This window comes from Mesorhizobium sp. CCNWLY176, from assembly GCF_037153935.1.
GTDB classification, from domain to species: Bacteria; Pseudomonadota; Alphaproteobacteria; order Rhizobiales; family Rhizobiaceae; genus Mesorhizobium_M; species Mesorhizobium_M zhangyense.
In genome coordinates this window covers 69,647-85,298 of record NZ_JBBBDZ010000010.1, presented here as the reverse complement: position 1 = coordinate 85,298, position 15,652 = coordinate 69,647, and the positions used below count along the sequence as shown (strand labels likewise).

The 15,652-nt window shown below is 63.1% G+C and carries 11 protein-coding genes; 8 read left to right on the top strand and 3 right to left on the bottom strand.

Annotation, left to right across the window (positions count from 1 at the left end; all coding sequences use genetic code 11):
* The first annotated feature begins 142 nt into the window (after window positions 1–142).
* Window positions 143–2,134: a PhoX family protein gene (locus WBQ96_RS17465; RefSeq protein WP_336552297.1), complete on the top strand. Its 1,992-nt coding sequence runs from the start codon at window positions 143–145 to the stop codon at window positions 2,132–2,134.
* Between the two features lie 160 nt (window positions 2,135–2,294).
* Here the strand turns inward: WBQ96_RS17465 and WBQ96_RS17460 are convergent, their stop codons facing one another.
* On the bottom strand, window positions 2,295–2,633 hold the full coding sequence (locus tag WBQ96_RS17460; protein ID WP_336552294.1) for a hypothetical protein: 339 nt from the start codon (window positions 2,631–2,633) through the stop codon (window positions 2,295–2,297).
* A gap of 212 nt (window positions 2,634–2,845) precedes the next feature.
* Between WBQ96_RS17460 and WBQ96_RS17455 the strand changes: the two genes are divergently transcribed.
* On the top strand, window positions 2,846–3,550 hold the full coding sequence (locus WBQ96_RS17455) for an SDR family oxidoreductase (RefSeq protein ID WP_336552292.1): 705 nt from the start codon (window positions 2,846–2,848) through the stop codon (window positions 3,548–3,550).
* A 220-nt stretch (window positions 3,551–3,770) separates the two neighbouring features.
* Here WBQ96_RS17455 and WBQ96_RS17450 read toward each other — a convergent pair whose 3' ends face one another.
* Window positions 3,771–4,913, bottom strand: a complete 1,143-nt coding sequence (locus WBQ96_RS17450) for a flavin-containing monooxygenase (RefSeq protein WP_336552291.1) — start codon at window positions 4,911–4,913, stop codon at window positions 3,771–3,773.
* Between the two features lie 162 nt (window positions 4,914–5,075).
* Between WBQ96_RS17450 and WBQ96_RS17445 the strand changes: the two genes are divergently transcribed.
* The 5 genes from WBQ96_RS17445 (at window position 5,076) to WBQ96_RS17425 (ending at window position 10,085) form a co-directional block, all read left to right on the top strand.
* Window positions 5,076–6,116 carry a phosphatidylglycerol lysyltransferase domain-containing protein gene (locus tag WBQ96_RS17445; protein ID WP_336552289.1) on the top strand — a complete coding sequence of 347 codons (1,041 nt, stop codon included), beginning with the start codon at window positions 5,076–5,078 and terminating at the stop codon, window positions 6,114–6,116.
* Window positions 6,117–6,340: 224 nt separating this feature from the next.
* Window positions 6,341–6,607 (top strand): metal-sensing transcriptional repressor, encoded by a 267-nt coding sequence (locus WBQ96_RS17440; RefSeq protein ID WP_165118942.1) that lies wholly within the window; start codon window positions 6,341–6,343, stop codon window positions 6,605–6,607.
* 10 nt (window positions 6,608–6,617) lie between these two features.
* Window positions 6,618–7,583 (top strand): CDF family Co(II)/Ni(II) efflux transporter DmeF, encoded by a 966-nt coding sequence (dmeF, locus tag WBQ96_RS17435; protein WP_336552286.1) that lies wholly within the window; start codon window positions 6,618–6,620, stop codon window positions 7,581–7,583.
* Window positions 7,584–7,705: 122 nt separating this feature from the next.
* Window positions 7,706–9,070, top strand: a complete 1,365-nt coding sequence (locus WBQ96_RS17430) for a cytochrome ubiquinol oxidase subunit I (RefSeq protein WP_336552284.1) — start codon at window positions 7,706–7,708, stop codon at window positions 9,068–9,070.
* A 7-nt stretch (window positions 9,071–9,077) separates the two neighbouring features.
* The gene (locus WBQ96_RS17425; protein ID WP_442920850.1) at window positions 9,078–10,085 is read left to right on the top strand and encodes a cytochrome d ubiquinol oxidase subunit II; all 1,008 of its coding nucleotides are present in this window, start codon (window positions 9,078–9,080) and stop codon (window positions 10,083–10,085) included.
* Window positions 10,086–10,101: 16 nt separating this feature from the next.
* Here WBQ96_RS17425 and WBQ96_RS17420 read toward each other — a convergent pair whose 3' ends face one another.
* Window positions 10,102–13,515 carry a class I SAM-dependent DNA methyltransferase gene (locus WBQ96_RS17420; protein WP_336552280.1) on the bottom strand — a complete coding sequence of 1,138 codons (3,414 nt, stop codon included), beginning with the start codon at window positions 13,513–13,515 and terminating at the stop codon, window positions 10,102–10,104.
* Between the two features lie 235 nt (window positions 13,516–13,750).
* Here WBQ96_RS17420 and lepA point away from each other — a divergent pair, with 235 nt between their 5' ends.
* Window positions 13,751–15,559, top strand: coding sequence for a translation elongation factor 4 (gene lepA, locus WBQ96_RS17415; protein WP_336552277.1), 1,809 nt, complete (start codon window positions 13,751–13,753; stop codon window positions 15,557–15,559).
* Window positions 15,560–15,652 lie beyond the last annotated feature (93 nt).

Here is a 15,652-nt window from a genome sequence, read left to right as displayed (position 1 = left end):
AATTCCGATGGTCCGTCAAGCAGATGAGGCCGTGCGCATTGTTATTTGAGCACACGACGCGATAGCGTCATCTTCCTGTTACGCAGCCGCTTTAGCCGTCGGTTTCATCCCCAAGCCACCGATCAAGCCAGAGGACACGCTGATGAACGATCATTTTCCCCCGGAAGCCGTTTTCCGCACCAGCCAGCTCGAGGAGAATGACGGCCCCGGCCACAATCCGACGGAAAACCCGACCATGGGCGAAATCATAGCCTCGCGCTTCTCGCGCCGCGGTTTCCTGAAAGGTTCGCTCGCCGTTTCGGCCATCGCCGCCACCGTCAGCCCGCTGGCGCTGATCACCGCCGACAATGCGCGCGCAGCCTCCGGCTCCGCCTTCAACTTCGACGAGATCGAGGCCGGCATCGACGAAAAGCATCACGTCGCCGCCGGCTATGACGCCGACGTGCTGCTGCGCTGGGGCGATCCGCTGTTTGCCGACGCGCCGGAATTCGACCCGAAGAACCAGTCGGCCGAAGCCCAGGCAAAGCAGTTCGGCTACAACAATGACTATGTCGGCTTTATCCCGATCGACGGTTCGTCCGAGCATGGCCTGCTCGTCGTCAACCACGAATACACCAACGAGCACCTGATGTTCCCCGGCATCGTCACTGTGGCCGAGGGCAAGATCAAGGTTGCCGATGCCGACCAGAAGCGCGTCGACATCGAAATGGCGGCCCATGGCGGCACCATCGTCGAGATCAAAAAGGAAGGCGGCAAGTGGCAGGTCGTGCGTGACGGCAAGCTCAACCGCCGTATCACCTCCACCACCGAAATGCGGCTTTCCGGCCCCGTCGCCGGCCACGACCGCGTCAAGACCAATGCCGACGCTGCCGGTACGAAAGTCTTCGGCACCGTCAACAACTGTGCCGGCGGCGTCACGCCATGGGGCACCTATGTCATGGCCGAAGAAAACATCCACGGCTATTTCGCCGGCGAGCTGCCGGCCGACCACAAGGAAGCCGCCAACTACAAGCGCATGGGCATTCCCGAAGGCACCTATCAGTGGGCCAATTTCTACGATCGCTTCGACGTGTCGAAGGAGCCGAACGAAGCCAATCGTTTTGGCTGGATCGTCGAGGTCGACGTCAACGACCCGAACTCGGTGCCGAAGAAGCGCACCGCCATGGGCCGCTTCAAGCACGAGGGTGCCGAATCGATCGTCGCCAAGGACGGCCAGGTCGTCTTCTATCTCGGCGATGACGAGCGCTTCGACTACGTCTACAAATTCGTCACCGCCGGCAAGTTCAATCCGGACGATCGCGCCGCCAATCTCGACCTGCTCGACGAAGGCACGCTTTACGTGGCCAAGTTCGCCGATGACGGTTCGTTCGAATGGCTGCCGGTCGTGTTCGGCCAGGGCCCGTTGACCGCCGAAAACGGCTTTGCCAGCCAGGCTGACGTGCTGATCGAAACCCGCCGCGCCGGCGACCTGCTCGGCGCGACCAAGATGGACCGGCCGGAAGACATTCAGCCCAATGCCGTCAACGGCAAGGTCTATGTCATGCTGACCAACAACACCAAGCGCAAGGCCGATCAGGTCGACGCCGCCAACCCGCGCGCCGAAAACGCCTTCGGCCATCTCATCGAACTGGTGGAAGAGGGCGGCGACTTCGCCGCGACCAAGGGCAAGTGGGAAGTGCTGCTGAAATGCGGTGATCCTTCGGTCGCCGAGGTCGGTGCATCCTTCTCCACATCGACCACTGCCAATGGCTGGTTCGGCATGCCCGACAACTGCGCCGTCGACGCCGATGGCCGCCTCTGGGTCGCCACCGACGGCAATTCGCCCAAGGCCACCGGCCGCACCGACGGCATCTGGGCGGTCGACACCGAGGGCGAGGCGCGGGCAACGTCAAAGCTGTTCTTCCGCGTGCCGGTGGGTGCCGAAATGTGCGGCCCGCTGCTCGCCCCCGACATGCAGTCGATGTTCGTCGCCGTCCAGCATCCGGGCGATGGCGGCGAGGACTGGGAAGGCTTTGGCCGCCCCTCCTACTACGAGGACCTGTCGACCCGCTGGCCCGACTTCAAGGACGACATGCCGGTACGCCCGGCCGTCGTCGCCATCACCAAACAGGGCGGCGGCAAGATCGCGGTTTGATTGGCTCGACTAAAGCCTAGCTGCCCCTCATCCGCCTGCCGGCACCTTCTCCCCGTATAGTGACGGGGAGAAGGACGAAGCTGCAACGCTGACGCCTCCCTCTCCCCGTTGTTCACGGGGAGAGGGTAAGGGTGAGGGGCAGCACCTGCCTCTAAGATTTTTACTGCCCGCTCGCCGTAGGCCCGAGCGTAATCAACCCGACAGCCACGATCGCAAGCACGATCCCGCCGCTCTGAACAAGGCTCAACCGCTCGCCGAAAAACGCAAGCGCAATCACATTGACCGCGACAAGCTGGATGACGGCCGACAGGCTGAAGGCCGAGGCCATGCCGAATTCGCGCACCAGCCGCAGCATGATGAGATTGCCCAGCGAATAGAGCGCCAGCGTCAGCAGCAGCTTGGGAATGCTCGGTGCGAGCGCCCAGGATTTGGCGCCCGTTGCAGCGAGCAGGAATATCACCGTCGAAGCGATGAGTTGGGCGAAGCCGGATAGGGACAAATTGTTCTCCGCGGGCAGGGCCGTGCATGGCATCCAGCCCCTTTTCGCGATCTCTCGGGCAAAGCCGGCACGCCGTCAAGATGCTGGCGCGTCCCGGCCATGGGCCAGCGCCGTCCGCCATCTGTTGGACCAGCGTCTTGCCCTGCGAGGACGGCACCGATACCTCTTGGCGATGCACTGGCTGCGGTCAGATCACGAAAGGGAGAGAAAGAATGTCGGAACTGAAAACGGCGATCGTCACGGCGGGCGGCAGCGGCATGGGTGCGGATGCGGCGCGCAAGCTTGCCGAAGACGGCTTTCAGGTCGCGATTCTCTCCTCGTCCGGCAAGGGCGAGGCGCTGGCCGAAAAGCTCGGCGGCATCGGCGTCACCGGCTCCAACCGTTCCAACGACGACCTCAAGCGGCTGGTCGACGCAACGGTCGAGAAGTGGGGCCGCATCGACGCGGTGGTCAACAGCGCCGGCCACGGCCCGCGCGCGCCGATCCTTGAGATCACCGACGAGGACTGGCATCTCGGCATGGAGACCTATCTGCTGAATGCCGTACGCATCGCACGTCTGGTCACGCCGGTGATGCAGGCGCAGAAGTCCGGCTCCATCGTCAACATCTCGACCTACGCCGCCTTCGAGCCGGAAGCGCTGTTCCCGACTTCGGGCGTATTCCGCGCCGGGCTTGCCTCCTTCACCAAGCTCTTCGCAGACAAATACGCCGCGGAAAACATCCGCATGAACAACGTCCTGCCCGGCTTCATCGACAGCCTCCCCGAAGCCGGCGAACGGCGCGAGCGCATCCCCATGGGCCGCTACGGCCGCGTCGAGGAGGTGTCTGAGCTCATCGCCTTCCTGGCCAGCGACCGCTCCAGCTACATCACCGGCCAGAACATCCGGATTGATGGCGGGATAACGAAGTCGGTGTGAGATTGGCAGGGGTCGTTGGTCTGTGACTGAAAGAACCGGATGATTAAGTAGGTCATCGCGAATACCCCCTCTCCGTCGCGCTTCGCGCGCCACCTCTCCCCCGCGTTCCGGGGGCGAGGAACCTAGGTCCTGCAAGGCCGCGGCGTTTCAAGGCTTGGGTTCCTCGCCCCATGAAATGGGGAGAGGTGGCTCGGCGAAGCCGAGACGGAGAGGGGAGCCCTTAGTGCTGCCGCGCCTTCACAACCGCCTTCGCAATCCCTTCGCCCTGCACCACCGCATTGCGGAAGCAGCCGAGCAGGCTCGGCCGCATGCCGGTGAACCACAATCCCGGCCAGCCGGGAGCCGCCTGCGGGCCGTTGAACAGCGGGGTGCCGTTGCGGTCGAGCACGCCGAGCTTGCCGACCATGTCGTCAAGCCCGGTGCGATAGCCGGTGGCGGCGATCACCACGTCGGGGTTGATCGTCCGCCCGTCTGCGAGCACGACGCCGTCCGCCGTGAATTCGCGCACGCCGGGCACGATCGTTATGCGCCCTTTCTTGATCGCCGCCATGGCGCCGTCGTCGGCGGCTATCGCCGTATAGTCGGAGCCGAGCCGGCTCGCCCCGCCGGCCGCTGCTTTCGGCAGGCCGTATCTGGTCATGTCGCCGAACACCAGCCGCTGCGTCGCCGCAATCACCATGTCGGCCAGCTTCACCGGCAGCGCCGCTGTCAGGGGCGAGACCTTGTGCACCGCGACGCTGGCGATGCGCTTGGGCAGCACGGTCGGGCCACTGCGTGCCGACAGCCATAGCGGTCCAGTCTCGGCGCGAATCAAATGGTTGAGCGCGTCGAAACCGGAGTTGCCGGCACCGATCACCAGCACACTCTTGCCGGTGTAGTCGGAAGCCTCGCCGAAATCGGCCGAATGGATCAGCCTGCCGTCGTAATCCGCCAGTCCCTGCCACGAGGGGATGAATGGTTTCCGGTCGCGCCCGGTGGCAACCACCACGTCGCGAGCATGGCGCACACCCTTGTCGGTCTTCACCGCCCAGGCGTCGCCGTCGCGGAAAATCTCCTCGACCGAAATGCCGAATTCTATGGCAAGCTTTTGCTGCTCGTTGAAGGCCGTCAGATGGTCGATCACCTCGACCCGGGAGGGAAAGGCGGGCGTGCCGCGTGGAAACCTTATGCCGGGAAGATGGGACAGGTCGCGGTGCGTGTTGAGCCGCAGGTTCTTGTGACGTCGCCGCCAGGGCTCGCCGATTCGGTCTTCCTGCTCCAGAATCACCGGAGAAAGCCCGGCCCTGGCCAGCGCATGTGCTGCAGCCAGCCCGGCGGCTCCGGAGCCGATTACGATCACGTCCTCGATTTTTGTTGCAGTCATTCCTAAATCACCGGAAATCTGGTGCTCGTGGCGGGTGCAATCGGGAAGCCTTGTGGCGCAGCCGCGCAATTTGAGCAAGAGTGCGGTGGAACAAGCGGCTCGCATGTGGGTTTGAGATGCGGTAGGGGCACGTTGTTACGCTTATCGATCAAGGACTGACGAATGCCCTCCCTGCGCAACAGGTTCGACGTTTTCATGGAGGGCAGGGCCGCCAGGGTGCCGACCCTCGATCTTGCGCTGGAAGATCGGCTGAAGCTGCTGCGCCGCCATGGCGATTTCTCGCTTGCCTACTCCACTGCGGTCCAGAACGGGCTTTCCTATTTCGGCGACGACAATGGCTATGTCGCCTTTGCCTCCAAGATGGGCGGGCATTTTGCGCTGGGCGATCCGGTGGCCGCACCCGATGAGCGCGGTGATTATATCCGGCGGTTCGTCGAGGCCGCCGGCACGCCTTGGTTCGTCCAGATCGGCGAGGACACCGCCCGCACGCTTTCCGGCCTTGGCTACCGCGTAAATCGCATGGGCATCGACACCAGGCTCGACCTTGCCAGGCATGATTTTTCCGGCTCGCGCAACGAAACGGTGCGCTATTCCGAACGCTGGCTGTTCAAGAAGGGCTATTCGATCATCGAGGACGATGGCGGCGTCGCCTCGCTTGAGCATGTCAAGAAACTGTCGGCGGAATGGCTGTCCGAGCGCATCGTCAAGCGCTGGGAAATGCGCTTTCTCAACCGTCCCTTCGACGCTGCTGCCGGCGAGGGCATGCGCCGCTTCACGCTCGTCGATCCCGAGGGGCAATCGGTGGCGCTTCTGGACTTCGACCCGCTGCATCGCGACGGCGAAATCATCGGCTACACCACCTCCTTCAAGCGCAAGCTGGTCGGCACCACGCCGCACGCCGAAGTCGGCCTGACCAAATTCGCCGTCGACCGCTTCCGTAGGGAAGGCCACAGCATCGTCACCCTCGGCCTCTCGCCGCTCGCCGACATCAAGGCCAGCGGTTTTTCCGAAAGCGGCTTCTGGCGAACGATGTTCGCCCGCGCCTACGATTCCAAGAGCGTCAACAGCCGTATCTTCAACCTGCAAGGCCAGGCCGCCTTCAAACGCCGCTTCCACGGCGAGGAAGAGCCGACCTACATCGCCTTCAGGAAAGGCTCCGTCATGGAAATGACCGGCCTGCTGCGGCTTTGCAAGGCGGTCTAGGCGTCAGAGTCAGCTTTTCGTTCTTCTCCACCCCCACCCCTAGCCCCTCCCCGCAAGGGGGAGGGGAACTTTGCTGTGCGGCGATGACATCGTCCCCTCCCCCTTGCGGGGAGGGGCTAGGGGTGGGGGTGTTTCAACTGAGATTGCCCTGGGTCGAGCCTAGCGCCGGCAGGCAGTTACCCTCAATGCTTGCCATATCCCCTACCGGGGGATATGGATACGGCATGAGCCATGTCAACGATCCCGAAATCCACAAGCGCCTGCGCCGCGCCGAAGGCCATCTTGCCACTGTCGTGAAGATGGTTGCCGAAGGCCGCGACGGCCTCGTCATCGCCCAGCAGATGCAGGCGGTGATCAAGGCTCTGGAAAAGACCAAGCAGCTCCTAATCATCGATCATATCGACCATCATCTCGGCGCCGGCGATTCCGAGCTTCCCGCCGAGATGAAGGACAAGCTGTCGGTCTTCCGCGAGATCACCAAATATCTGTGAGGATATGCCGATGAGCACCGCCTCGATCGAACGCTTCAAGCATGAGCACGTCTTCCTCGGCGAAGCTCACGACCGTAACGCCCGGCGGACTTTTGCAGTCATTGCGCTGACGGCTGCGATGATGGTCGGCGAGATCGTTGCCGGCTATTTGTTCGGTTCGATGGCGCTGTTGGCCGACGGTTTCCATATGGCGACCCATGCCGGCGCGCTGACCATTGCCGCCGTCGCCTATGCCTATGCCCGCCGCCATGCCCGCGACGAGCGTTTCGCCTTCGGCACCGGCAAGATGGGCGAACTCGCCGGCTATACGAGTGCGGTGGTGCTGGCCGTCGTCGCGCTGATGATCGGCTTTGAGTCCGCGCTGCGGCTGACCGCGCCGGTGCCCATCCGCTTCGACGAGGCGATCACGGTGGCAGCCCTTGGCCTGCTCGTCAACATCGCCAGCGCATGGCTGCTGCACGACGGCGGTCACCACGATCACGGCCACGACCACAATGACGCCCATGCGCACAGCCATGACGATGGCCATCATCACCACCACGGCCACGACGATCACAATCTGCGCGCTGCCTACTTCCATGTTTTGGCCGACGCGCTGACCTCGGTTCTGGCCATCGCCGGCCTGCTCGCCGGGCGCTTCTATGGCTGGCTGTGGATGGATGCGCTGATGGGCATCGTTGGCGCCATCGTCATCGCCCGCTGGTCCTGGAGCCTTCTGCGCGGCTCCGGCGCGGTGCTGCTCGACGCCCGCGCCGATGCATCGCTCGCCGGCAAGGTCCGCTCGATTCTGGAACGCGACGGCGACCGCGTTGCCGATCTGCATCTGTGGCGGGTCGGGCCGGGTCACATGGCATTGATCGTCTCGCTGGTCTCGCCCGCGCCGCAGGCACCGGAACGCTACAAGGCAAAGCTCGCCACCCTGCAGGGCCTGTCGCATGTCACCGTTGAAGTTCACGCGGAATCATTTGCCGGCTAAGCCTTTTTCCGATCCAGCACCGGTCTCCTGCGACACTGCGCCTCTGCGCCATGCGGCCGCTTTGACGGTCTGCGCCGACAGGCCTATTCTCGGTTGCATAAGAAACAGCAGGAGCTTCCTTCATGGACCCGCTCATCCTGTCGCGCATACAGTTTGCTGCGAACATTTCGTTCCACATCCTGTTCCCGACAATCACCATCGCGCTCGGCTGGGTGCTGCTCTTCTTCAAGCTTCGCTACAACGCCACCTCCGACGCCGCCTGGATGCGCGCCTACTTCACCTGGGTGAAGGTGTTCGCGCTTTCCTTCGCGCTCGGCGTCGTCTCGGGCGTCACCATGAGCTTTCAGTTCGGCACCAACTGGCCGGGCTACATGGAAAAGGTCGGCAACATCGCCGGCCCGCTGCTCGCCTATGAGGTGCTGACTGCCTTCTTCCTCGAGGCGGTGTTCCTCGGCATCATGCTGTTCGGCTTCCGCCGCGTCTCCAACAAGGTCCACACGGCAGCCACCTTCCTCGTCGCCTTCGGCACCACCATGTCGGCCTTCTGGATACTGGCGCTGAATTCCTGGATGCAGACGCCCGCCGGTTTCGAGGTCCGCGACGGCGTCGCCTATGCCACCGACTGGTGGGCGATCGTCTTCAACCCGTCCTTCCCCTACCGCCTGATCCACATGCTGCTGGCGTCGGGACTTACGGTGTCCTTCTTCATCGCCGGCCTGTCGGCGCTGCGCTATCTCGCCGGCGACCGCTCGGATTCGATGATGAAGGCGCTGCGCACCGGCGTCTACACCGCCGCCATCCTCATCCCGATCCAGATATTCGCCGGCGACCAGCATGGCCTCAACACGCTGGAGCATCAGCCGCAGAAGATTGCGGCCATGGAAGCCAACTGGAACACCGGCCCCAACGTGCCGCTGGTTCTGTTCGCCATTCCCGACGAGGCGGCGAAGGAAAACAAATACGAGATCACCATTCCCAACGGCGCCAGCCTCATCTTGCGCCACAGCGCCGATGGCGTCGTGCCCGGCCTGAACGACTATGTCGGCAACCATCCGCCGGTGCTGCCGGTGTTCTGGGGCTTCCGCATCATGGTCGGCACGGGCCTCGCCATGCTAGCCATTTCCTGGGCCGCCTCCTGGTATCTCCTGCGCCGCCGCGCGTTGCCCAAGCCGCTCGCCTATCTCATGCTGCCGATGACGCTGTCGGGCTGGCTGGCCACACTCGCCGGCTGGTACACCACGGAAATCGGCCGCCAGCCCTGGCTCGTCACCGGCGTGCTCAAAACCGCCGACGCGCTGGGCCCTGTCCCCGGCAGCCACGTCGCGTTCACACTAGCCGTCTACCTGGCGCTCTATGCGGTGCTGATCGTCGCCTATCTCGGCACGCTGGTGCATCTGGCGCTCAAGGCCGCCAAGGACGGCGATGAATCGCCGCTGCCCGGTGTCCTCAACAAGCCGCTGTCGCAACCCGTGCACGGAACGGAGTGAGATCATGATGTCTAGCTTGGACTGGCCGATAATCCTCCCCCTCATCTTCGCCGGGCTTATGGGGCTGGCGATCCTGATCTATGTCGTGCTCGACGGTTTCGACCTCGGCATCGGCATATTGTTCGCCACCGCCGACGATCACGAGAAGGACACGATGATCGCGGCAATCGGTCCGTTCTGGGATGCCAACGAGACCTGGCTGGTGCTGGCCGTCGGTCTGCTGCTGGTGGCTTTCCCGATGGCCCACGGCACCATCCTGACAGCGCTCTACATTCCCGTCTTCATCCTGCTGTTCGGCCTCATCCTGCGCGGCGTCGCCTTCGATTTCCGCGCCAAGGTGCCGGTCCATCGCAAGGCTCGCTGGAACAGGATCTTCTTCGCCGGCTCGCTCATCGCCTCGCTGGCGCAGGGCTACATGCTCGGCGTCTACGTGCTTGGCCTCGACACCGGCCTTGCAGCCTTCACCTTCGGCGCGCTGGTCGCCGCTTGTCTCGCGGCATCCTATGCGGCAATGGGCGCTGCCTGGCTGATCTACAAGACCGAGGGCGAATTGCAGAAGAAGGCGGTGCGCTGGCTGCGTCGGGCGCTCGTCTTCACCGGGCTCGGCATGGCCGTCATCTCCGCGGCCACCCCGCTGGCCTCGCCGCGCATCTTCGCAAAGTGGTTCTCCATGCCGGACTTCCTTCTGCTGGCGCCGCTGCCGCTGGTCACGCTCGGCCTGTTCGGCGCGCTGTGGTGGCTGTGCGGCCATCTGCCGGACGAGAAGGACCGCTTCAGCCTTGCCCCGTTCATAACGCTGGCGGCAGTCTTCGCGCTCGGTTTCGTCGGGCTGGCCTATTCCTTCTATCCCTACGTCGTGCCCGACAAGCTTACCATCTGGCAGGCGGCCTCCGCCACCGAAAGCCTTGCCATCATCCTCGCCGGCACGCTGGTCGTGCTGCCGGTCATCATCGGCTATTCCTTCTATGCCTACCGGGTTTTCGGCGGCAAGGCGTCGGATTTGACATACGATTGAGCGGGTAGGTTGCCCCTTACGCGGCCCGGCGCGCGGCAAACCTGCCGTCGGGCAGGGCGCTCACATGCCCATAGCGCGCCAGCGAAGTCAGCAACTGCTCGACCCTCTTTTCGATGCGCGCGCCGCCGCGCTTGAAGCCGCGCGCTATCTCGGCGGCACTCATCACGCTACCGCGCTTCATCAGCACCGCTTCAACCGCCAGCACCTGCTCGTCGCGATCGGATGGGAAGGCAGGCAGGCGCATGTCGATGGAAACGACCTTTTCCTCCAGCGCAAGTTCGCCGCTCTTCGTTGGGGCACCCTTGGCAAAACGCGAAATCTGATAAGCCGGCCGCAGCCAGCGCACCTGTCCCGCAGCCTCTTCCCGTAACCGCTCCGCGTTGAGCGCGACGAGCCGCTCCAGGATTTGTCCTTCCGGAAGATCCACCGGCCAGCCATAGGCTTCGGCGGTCAGATGGTCGATCGTCTCATGCAGTTCCCTGATGATCAGCACCAGTCCGCGCGTTTTGACGTCTTCCTCTTTTTCCGTCAGCGGCGCGTTCGCTTTCAGCTTCTCCAGCACATTGTAGAGCCCGGTCAGGGTAAGGTCGGGATGCTCTTCCAGCACCCGCTTGCGTGTCGCATCGAGTTCTTCACCTGCCTGCCGTAGTCCTTCCATCATCGCCTTGGACGATGCTGGAAAAGGAAAGGGATCGAAGCAACGCGATTTGGAATAGCGAGGATCGTTTCCGTAGCCGAGCCAGCCGCCGACGACCGGTGCCCAGATCGTGTGGATCCGGCTTGAGAGGATGGCGAGCGTTCCGGCGTCGTCCGATCCTATATTCACCAGCATATTGTCTGCCCTGATATCGGCCGGCAGGAATGAGAAGATGCGATGCTTGGCGGTTTCGGGCGTTGTTATGAAGCGCTCGATATCGTGGGTAAAGCTCCTGTACATTTCATGGGTCGCGCCGAACCACCACCAGTTGAGCCGCCGGAATTCCATATTGTTGTGGTCCCGTTCGGGTTTCACGCGCTCCAGGACATGCTGATAGACCTCGGGAAATCGGCGCCTGACTTCGTCCGATTGCAATGGATACAGATCTATCACCATGACGTTTCGCGCGGTCTGTGCGATGTCCCGGCCATGGCGGTAGGGACGAATGAATTCTTCCAGGCCATCTCTTCGCCCCAGCCCGAGCAGTTCGGCCTCTGCGCGCGTGATGATGAACCCCGCGCCGTGCAGGACGACGCCTCTTGAAGCCAGTCCGGCATTCGCGGTCAGTTTGGTCGCTTTGGAGACATCGACGCCAACGGTCAGGTTGGAATTCAGGTATCCGGAATTCTTCAGATAGACGATCTCCGGTTCGTCCGTATCAAGCCCGGTTTCCGCCACCACTTCCCAGAGATCTCCGTCCTTCTTCCGGGCTTCGCAGACCGTCATGGCAATCCGCACGGCTGCGCTGTCCTTGGTGGCTTTCGTCCAGGGATGATCGGGAATGGCGAAGACCACGCTGACTGGCGCCTTGGCGTTCAGGTGCCGCTCCATCACGCGCCGCTGAAACACCTGGCTGATCGAATTGGTCGTGACCAGCCCGAAGCGGCGCAGCGGCGTTTCCTTGGCCGCGAGCAGTTCGGCTGCTCGGTCCCACCAATACATGACGAAGTCGGCACTCTCGTTCATGCCGGGATGCGTCGCCCGCAGTGCCGCGGCATAGGCGTCGCCAAGCCGCGAACGCAAATTCTTGCCGCCGATGAATGGAGGATTGCCGACGATGAATTCCGCTGCCGGCCATTCGGGACGGCGCGCATTCGGGCAGGTTTCGATGCAGGTTCCATCCTTCATGACGACCCGGGGCACGGGGTAGCCGTCCCATGTCAGCACCGCGTCGTAACCGTCCTTGCGACCGAAATTGATGTTTCTGAACGCCTTCAGGATCGGCTCGCCGGGATGACCGCTGTTTGTCTTGTAGTGCTGCTGGAGATAGCCGATCCACACCACCAGTTCGGCGATCGCGGCCGCGCGCGGATTGAGTTCCAGCCCGAGAAACTGGTGCGGGTCGACACGCTCGTCCTCCAGCCCCAGGCTCTCCGGCACGCCGAGCCGTGCCAGCATTTCCAGCACTTCGCCTTCCAGTCTCTTCATCAATTCCAGGCTGACATAGAGAAAATTCCCGGTTCCGCAGGCAGGATCCAGCACCCGCGTCTGCCGAAGCTGGCGATGAAACGCTTCTACGATCCTGATCGCCCTCTTGTCGTTTCCCGCATCCTTCTCCGCCTCCGCCTGTTTCAGCGCGGCCTGCCAGTCGGCGCGCAGCGGCTCCATCACCGTCATTTCCACCAGCCGCTGCACATAGGCGCGCGGCGTGTAATGCGCGCCGAGCCGCTTGCGCTCCGTCTTGTCGAGCGCCTGTTCCAGCAGCGTTCCGAAGATCGCGGGGTCGACCTCCGTCCATTTGTGTTTCGACGCCGCCAGCAACTCACCGACCTCCTCGCGATCGAACGGGAAGGCGCGGGCGTTGCGATAGAGATTGCCGTTGAAATGCTTCAGGTGGGTGAGGAAATACGAGAAGTAGCGCTTTTCCTTGTCCGGCTCGTCCATCTTCGACCACAGCTCCTCCAGCAGTGGAACGAGCGAACGCGGCGACTTCAGGCCGTCTTCCAGAAGCCGCGTGAACTCGCCCTTCGGCAGCAGGTCCACATCCTCGGCAAACATGCAGAAGATGCAGCGCATGAGGAAATGCGCAACCTCCTCCGGCGCATGGCTCGCTTCCAGAGAGCGGCTGACTGCGGCCAATCGCTTGGCGATCTCACGCGTCACGCGCGCCGACTCTTTCGCCGGGTCGAGGCTGGCCGGATCGGTCCAGATCTTTGCCAGAAGCTCCCGTGTCTCGGGTTTGCGCAGATCCTCGAGATAGATGCGGAATCCCTTCCGGTCGGGGAACTGGCTGTAGGCGCGGCCCGTGCCGGTGAAGTCGGCGAACACTTCGAAGGCATGTCCGACATCGCAGGTGACGATGAAGGGCGGCGCGGGATGGCTCGCATCGAGCAGGAACACATAGTCTTCGGCCTGCCGCCGCGCATTCTGCATCAGCACATCCCAGTTGCGCCCGGCACCCCGCCGGCCGAGCCGCTCCTGTTCTTCGATCGGCAGCAACAACTGGTCCGGAAGCGCTTTCTTTCCGCCCGGCAGGCGCGACTGCTTGGCTTCGAGAATGAAGCAGCCTTTCTTGTAGAGGTCGATGCGCCTGGTGGCCGCGATGGCATTGCTTTCGCGCCGGCGCACCGCCCGCTCGAAGACATAGTCGTTGAAATCCCGCTCAGTGCCCGCCGGGTCCGGTCGCGTGACGCCGATGATGTCGCAAAGCTCGGAGAGGAACATCTGGTAATTGGCGCGCTCCGCGCCGCCCTCGCGGGCCGTCCATCGTGCGATGAAAGCTTCGATATCCACGCTGCCCCCAGCCCGCGGAAGACGCGCAAGAAATCGCCCACGCCGCGCTGCACGCGCGTCGTCCAGGTCTTGCCCCCGCTCTTGTCAAATGTATTGCTGCTCAGTTAAAGTTGTATTTTTCAGATTTGCAACCAAAAATTGTAATTGGTGGTGAGATTTGCAAAGCCGCTTCGGCACCGCCTGTCGCAATCCGCCACGCTTGTTAACCCCCGCTGCCCCTGCTAAATGCGCGGCCATGACCACACCTTTGTCCCACATCCGCAATTTCTCCATCGTCGCCCATATCGACCATGGCAAATCCACGCTGGCCGACCGGCTGATCCAGTCCACCGGCGGGCTGGAGCTGCGCGACATGAAGGAGCAGGTGCTGGACTCGATGGATATCGAGCGCGAGCGCGGCATCACCATCAAGGCCCAGACCGTTCGCCTCAACTACCGCGCCAACAATGGCGAGGATTACATCCTCAACCTCATCGACACGCCCGGCCATGTCGACTTCGCCTATGAGGTCTCGCGCTCGCTGTCGGCCTGCGAAGGCTCTCTGCTGGTCGTCGACGCTTCCCAGGGCGTGGAGGCGCAGACGCTGGCCAATGTCTACCAGGCCATCGACAACAACCACGAGATCGTCGTGGTCTTGAACAAGATCGACCTGCCCGCCGCCGAGCCCGAGCGCATCAAGGAGCAGGTCGAGGAGGTCATCGGCATCGACGCCAGCCAGGCCGTCTATATCTCGGCCAAGACCGGCCTCGGCATACCGGACGTGCTGGAGGCCATCGTCAACCAGCTGCCGCCGCCGCGCGAGGGCGACATCGACGCGCCGCTGAAGGCGATGCTGGTCGACAGCTGGTACGACACCTATCTCGGCGTTATCGTGCTGGTGCGCATCATCGACGGCAGGCTCAAGAAGGGCCAGACCATCCGCATGATGGAGACCGGCGCAAAATATCTGGTCGAGCGCACCGGCGTCTTCACGCCCAAGATGATCCAGGTCGACGAGCTCGGCCCCGGCGAGTTCGGCTTCATCACCGGCTCGATCAAGGAAGTGGCCGACACCCGCGTCGGCGACACCATCACCGAGGACCGCCGCCCGACCGCGCAGGCGCTGCCCGGCTTCAAGCCGGCCCAGCCGGTGGTGTTCTGCGGCCTGTTCCCGGTCGACGCCGCCGACTTCGAGGATCTGCGCGCCGCCATGGGCAAGCTGCGCCTCAACGACGCCAGCTTCTCGTTTGAAATGGAAACCAGTGCTGCCCTCGGTTTCGGCTTCCGCTGCGGCTTCCTCGGCCTGCTGCATCTCGAAATCATCCAGGAGCGGCTGGAGCGCGAATTCAACCTCGACCTCATCGCCACCGCCCCAAGCGTCGTCTACCGCATGGTCATGAACGACGGCACGATGAAGGAACTGCACAACCCCGCCGACATGCCCGACGTGGTCAAGATCGCCCATATCGAGGAGCCGTGGATACGCGCCACCATCCTCACCCCCGACGACTATCTCGGCGGTATTCTAAAACTGTGCCAGGACAGGCGCGGCGTGCAGGCCGACCTCAGCTATGTCGGCAAGCGCGCCATGCTGGTCTACGACCTGCCGCTCAACGAGGTGGTGTTCGATTTCTACGACCGGCTGAAGTCGATCTCCAAGGGCTATGCCAGCTTCGACTACCACCTCACCGACTACAAGGAAGGCGATCTGGTCAAGATGTCGATCTTGGTCAACGAGGAGCCGGTGGATGCGCTGTCGATGCTGGTCCACCGCACGGCAGCCGAAAAGCGCGGCCGCGTCATGGTCGAGAAGCTGAAGGAACTGATCCCGCAGCACATGTTCAAGATCCCGATCCAGGCCGCCATCGGCGGCAAGGTCATTGCCCGCGAAACCCTCTCGGCGCTACGCAAGGACGTGACCGCCAAATGCTACGGCGGCGACGTCACCCGCAAGCGCAAGCTGCTCGAAAAGCAGAAAGAGGGCAAGAAGCGCATGCGCCAGTTCGGCAAGGTCGACATCCCGCAGGAAGCGTTTATTCAGGCGCTGAAGATGGGGGATAACTAGCACCTCTTCCTTCTCCCCGTCTCTATACGGGGAGAAGGTGGCCCGAAGGGCCGGATGAGGGGCGGCGCCAACGTTGCAGAAGGCAGCGTCCCC

Coding starts and splice junctions, on each gene's coding strand:
- WBQ96_RS17465 (WP_336552297.1), top strand. CDS start 143: ATGAACGATCATTTTCCCCCGGAAGCCGTTTTCCGCACCAGCCAGCTC.
- WBQ96_RS17455 (WP_336552292.1), top strand. CDS start 2,846: ATGTCGGAACTGAAAACGGCGATCGTCACGGCGGGCGGCAGCGGCATG.
- WBQ96_RS17450 (WP_336552291.1), bottom strand. CDS start 4,913: ATGACTGCAACAAAAATCGAGGACGTGATCGTAATCGGCTCCGGAGCC.
- WBQ96_RS17445 (WP_336552289.1), top strand. CDS start 5,076: ATGCCCTCCCTGCGCAACAGGTTCGACGTTTTCATGGAGGGCAGGGCC.
- WBQ96_RS17440 (WP_165118942.1), top strand. CDS start 6,341: ATGAGCCATGTCAACGATCCCGAAATCCACAAGCGCCTGCGCCGCGCC.
- dmeF (WP_336552286.1), top strand. CDS start 6,618: ATGAGCACCGCCTCGATCGAACGCTTCAAGCATGAGCACGTCTTCCTC.
- WBQ96_RS17430 (WP_336552284.1), top strand. CDS start 7,706: ATGGACCCGCTCATCCTGTCGCGCATACAGTTTGCTGCGAACATTTCG.
- WBQ96_RS17425 (WP_442920850.1), top strand. CDS start 9,078: ATGTCTAGCTTGGACTGGCCGATAATCCTCCCCCTCATCTTCGCCGGG.
- lepA (WP_336552277.1), top strand. CDS start 13,751: ATGACCACACCTTTGTCCCACATCCGCAATTTCTCCATCGTCGCCCAT.